Origin of the sequence: Salinivibrio sp. MA427, from assembly GCF_001996115.1 — a bacterium.
Lineage (GTDB): Bacteria > Pseudomonadota > Gammaproteobacteria > Enterobacterales > Vibrionaceae > Salinivibrio > Salinivibrio costicola.
The window spans coordinates 1-4418 of sequence record NZ_MUFH01000225.1 but is presented as its reverse complement, the minus strand read 5'-3'; the positions used below and the strand labels follow the sequence as shown (position 1 = coordinate 4418).

At 47.8% G+C, this 4418-nt stretch carries 3 protein-coding genes; 1 reads left to right on the top strand and 2 read right to left on the bottom strand.

The window, feature by feature from the left end; translation table 11 throughout:
* Positions 1-1363: potassium transporter TrkG (locus BZG79_RS12225; RefSeq protein WP_077774507.1), on the top strand; the 1363-nt coding region annotated here is incomplete at its 5' end.
* Between the two features lie 9 nt (positions 1364-1372).
* Here the strand turns inward: BZG79_RS12225 and BZG79_RS12220 are convergent.
* Positions 1373-3040 carry a pyridoxal-dependent decarboxylase gene (locus BZG79_RS12220; RefSeq protein WP_077774505.1) on the bottom strand — a complete coding sequence of 556 codons (1668 nt, stop codon included), beginning with the start codon at positions 3038-3040 and terminating at the stop codon, positions 1373-1375.
* A gap of 96 nt (positions 3041-3136) precedes the next feature.
* A partial coding sequence (locus BZG79_RS12215) for a methyl-accepting chemotaxis protein (RefSeq protein ID WP_108743288.1) occupies positions 3137-4418 on the bottom strand: 1282 nt, incomplete at its 5' end.

Genomic DNA, 4418 nt, shown 5'->3' with positions numbered 1-4418 from the left:
TCGCGACGGTGTCTCGACACTCTTTTTCTATCCCTCCTTACTCATGATGCTGGCATCATTAGTGATTTCTTGGTTATTTCGTAAAAGTAAGCTCAATCAGGTCACCTTTCGCGATGCCTTGTTGTTTTCAACGCTGACTTGGGTGTTGGTGGGGCTACTTGGCGGAATACCAATAAAGCTAGTGACAGGCGTTAACTTTGCCGATGCAACGTTTGAATCTATTAGCGCACTGAGCACCGCCGGAGCAACTATTCTCAGTGGTCTCGATGACATGCCAGCGGCATTTCTGCTGTATCGCCAATTTCTCCAGTGGATGGGAGGTTTAGGCGTCGTTATCTTTGTGGTTGCGGTGTTACCCATGCTCAACGTGGGGGGCATGCGGTTGCTTAAAGCAGAAACGCCAGGCCCGATCAAAGATGAAAAGCTATCGCCACGTATCGCTAAGACCGCACACTATTTGTGGGGGGTTTATCTGGTGATTACCTTGGCCTGCGCACTGGCGTATTATCTTGCGGGAATGAGTGCATATGATGCGATTGCACATAGCTTTTCCACGGTATCAACGGGTGGATTTTCAACCCATGACGCGAGTATGTGGTATTTTCAAAGTCATACGCTGCTTATGATTGCGAATGTCTTTATGCTATTGGGCGCGATTAACTTTGCGCTACATTTTCGTATTTTTCGCATCGGTTGGCGTGGTTTGAGGCTCTACATCGACGATGAGGAATCACGTGTGTTTCTTATTGTCGTGACGTGCATGTCGGCAATACTTGGCTTATATCTTTATAGTGAAGCACGCTACGACTCGCTGTGGGCCTCTCTTAGCTTTGCTGCATTTCACGTGGTGTCGTTTATTACCAGTACCGGCTTCGGTGCTGCTGACTTAAGTACTTGGCCGGCGGCCACGGCGTTGTTTTTGGTGTTTTGTGCCTATCTCGGTGGCTGTTCTGGCTCAACCGCGGGCGGGAATAAAATTATTCGTGACATCATTACGTTTAAAATTATCCGTCGCCAACTTCATCAATTGGTTCATCCGTCGGCAGTATTACCGATTCGGTATCAAGATAAAGTGGTGTCGAACGATGTGACCCAAGCGGTCATGGCGTTTATGTCGCTTGCCTCGCTGACGACCGGTGTCTTCACGCTATTAATGATGACAACCGGTCTCGATTTTTGGTCCTCTTTTACCGCTGTTGTGGCATGTATTAATGTCCTTGGCCCTGGGTTTGGCGAAGTGGGCAGCAACTTCCAGCCGGTCACAGACACCGGGATTTGGATACTCAATGTTGCCATGATCCTTGGGCGCTTGGAGTATTTCACCGTCCTTGCACTGTTTATGCCTCACTTTTGGCGTTGGTGAACCTGGCGTTTAAACAAGCTGTGTCGAGGATTCGGGTTGCAATGAAGCAACAAATTGCTCGATATGGTGATAGCGTGTATAGGGGTTTAAAAATACAGCTTTTTCTCCAGGAATAAACAAACATTGCCCGTGATGATCAAACTCTGTATGGGCAATGGATTCTACCCAATTTGTTTGTAGCTGTTTGCCTTTGCGGTTGAGGAAGTGTTGACGGTGAAACAAGCTATGTTGAGTGATGCTATCCACTTTATCACCAACGTGGTGAAGTGACTGCTCTTGTTGAAAAACGGCATCGACGTTTAGGGTTGCTGAAGGTTGATATAGACGAAAGGCGACTGTTGGCCCGAGATTATCTTTCGCAACAACTTTGCAGTGAGGAAGTGACGATAAGTGTGCTTTCAGGTATTCGGCATTTTGTAAGCCGTGTCCTACCATTGTTTGATAGCCGCGCTTGCCAAGCATATTCAACGCGCAATAACTCCCATAGACACCCGCGGCACCACGAGAACATTCTATGGTCGACTGCAAATGCGTTTGCGCTGTTTTGTTTGACTCGAAATAAGAGAAGTAGTGCGGATCTTGTTTTAGGTACTCCATATCGGCTTGGTGCTTAAACATCACCAAGCTTGCGGTATAGGGGACATATCCCCACTTTTGAAAGTCGATGGTCACAGAATCCGCAAAACGGAGTCCACGAATTTTTGGCGCTAATGCGTGAAGCTTCTCTAATAGATTGTTGTTCAAACCAATAGGGTTGGTGTCGAACGCGTAATCATTAAACATGATCAGTGGCCAGCCGACGGCGGCATCAACATGAATATGTGGTTTCACCGTGACATTAAAGCGTTGGCAAGCTTGCTCATTAATGCGACAGACACGCTCAACATCGTCAATCGCAAATGTATCTGTCGTACCAAAGGTGAGTAAGACAGTAGGGACGGGAATGCCCTCGGCAAAACAGTGATTGAGGGTGCGAGAAAAGTCATCCAGATCGAGCCGATTATTGCTATCGACTTCGATTCGGAGCGCTTGTCTGGGGATATCGGTGCCCAATAGACCTAAGTTCGTCATATTGGAGTAGTGACCCGCAAGTGAGTTAATCATGCGGAAGTCTTGCCCTTGCAACCCGCGTTGCCCGGAATGGGGGAACTGTTTTCTCAATCCCATTAAATATCCATACAAATTACCAAAGGTACCACCTTGCGTGAATATACCGGTAGATTGATCAGGTTCGTAGCCAATGAGATTGGCCATTTGCCGGACTAACGTCTTTTCTAACTCGACCGATAAACCCRCATATTCACTGTAGACTAGGTTAGGATTGGCCATTGTGGCCAGTAATGCACCGTGTATAGCAGGATCGCACGGTGCGGTAATCACATTTTCGACCGATCGAGGTGACGTCCAGTCTTTCGAATGGGTTGCCGCTTGTAATGCAAGCTTGGGAAAGGTGGTGGCGCCTAAGTCACTTTGTGTGGGGATCTCGGTTTGTTGCTTCAGTAACACATCACTGCTTTCAAACGCAGGCTGCATGCCATTCGCAAGCCAGTGCGCTAATTCTGGTGTGTGATAAATAGGCCAACGCTTAGGATCACGATTAAAAAAATGTTGGCGGATTGTTTGATACTGACTTAAAAAAACGGGCGTTAACGCGTGGGATATCAGTGAATGGGACATAACAACAACCTTTAACGATGATGATCAGGCAGCGGTAGTGCCGCCTGATCACGATGCTTAAAGCAATAGAGAGTGATGGCCTTTGGCCAGTGACACTTAGCGCAATTTAAAGTTATTAACCATCCGATCCAACTCTTCGTTAGAGTGGGTGAGTGACTTGGTGGCGGCAGAGGTTTGATTCCCGCTATCCACGAGTTTGCTCACCATATCGCGGATCGACAACATGTTCTTACTGAGCTCTTCAGCAACTGAACTTTGCTGCTCGGTAGCCGTTGCAATCTGTGTACTCACATCGTCAATTTCAGTGACCGACGCGCTCATAATCGTCAAGCTATTTGAGACTTCCGAGGTTTTATCAGCTGTGGTTTGACATTGCTCTTTGGTTTTTTCCATCGCTTCAACCACGCTGGACGTGCCATCGAGTAATGCAGTGAGCATGTCAGAGATTTCGGTTGTGCTGCTTTGTGTACGCGCCGCTAACGCGCGGACTTCATCGGCGACAACCGCAAAACCACGGCCCTGTTCACCAGCGCGTGCTGCCTCAATCGCCGCGTTTAACGCAAGGAGGTTGGTCTGTTCTGAAATATCGCCAATGACAGTTAAGACGTCACTAATCCGGTTTGCATCTGTATTCATGCTGGTAATACGGCCCGACATTTCTTCCACTTCATCAACCAGCGCACTGACCGTGACGACAGCGTTATCAACTACTTTTAGTGACTGATTGGCTTCTTTGCTGGCCGCTGCAGTAATGTTGTTAGATTGAGATACGTTCTCAGCAATACTCCGTGCGCTCTCGCTCATTTGAGTGATTGCGGTGACCACTTGCTCGGTTTCTGCTGAGTGAGCATCTAATACAGCTTCATTTTCACTGGTCGTTTGTGATAACTGGCTGATATTGGCCGAAATCGCCTGGCTGGACTCTGCCACGCTTAACATCATATTTTGTAAGTTTTCGACGAACCGGTTGAAGCCATCACTGATCTGGGCTAGGTCATCATTACCGTTAACGTCGAGGCGTGTTGTTAGGTCGCCCTCGCCGCGAGAGAGATCAAGGACCGCTTCTTTAAGCTTAAGGAGGGGTCGATAAGAGACCTGAATAATGCCATAAATGGCGCCCAGGCTGACGATCAAGAGTAATATCCCTGTGCCTACCGATTCGATTTGAGCATCGGTGACTTCAGCCAGTGCTGTTTTTTGATCGACAAAGACCATCAAGGTCCAGTATCTCCCCTCGGTCAAATTTACCCGTTGAAAGTAGCCATCAAATTGGATGCCGCTATAGGGAAACGTGAGGTGACCTTTTTCATTGCTGCGGAACATACTCTCCATTTCAGAGAAGTTTGCACTGACTTGCGACGGTGTTTTACCAATATCA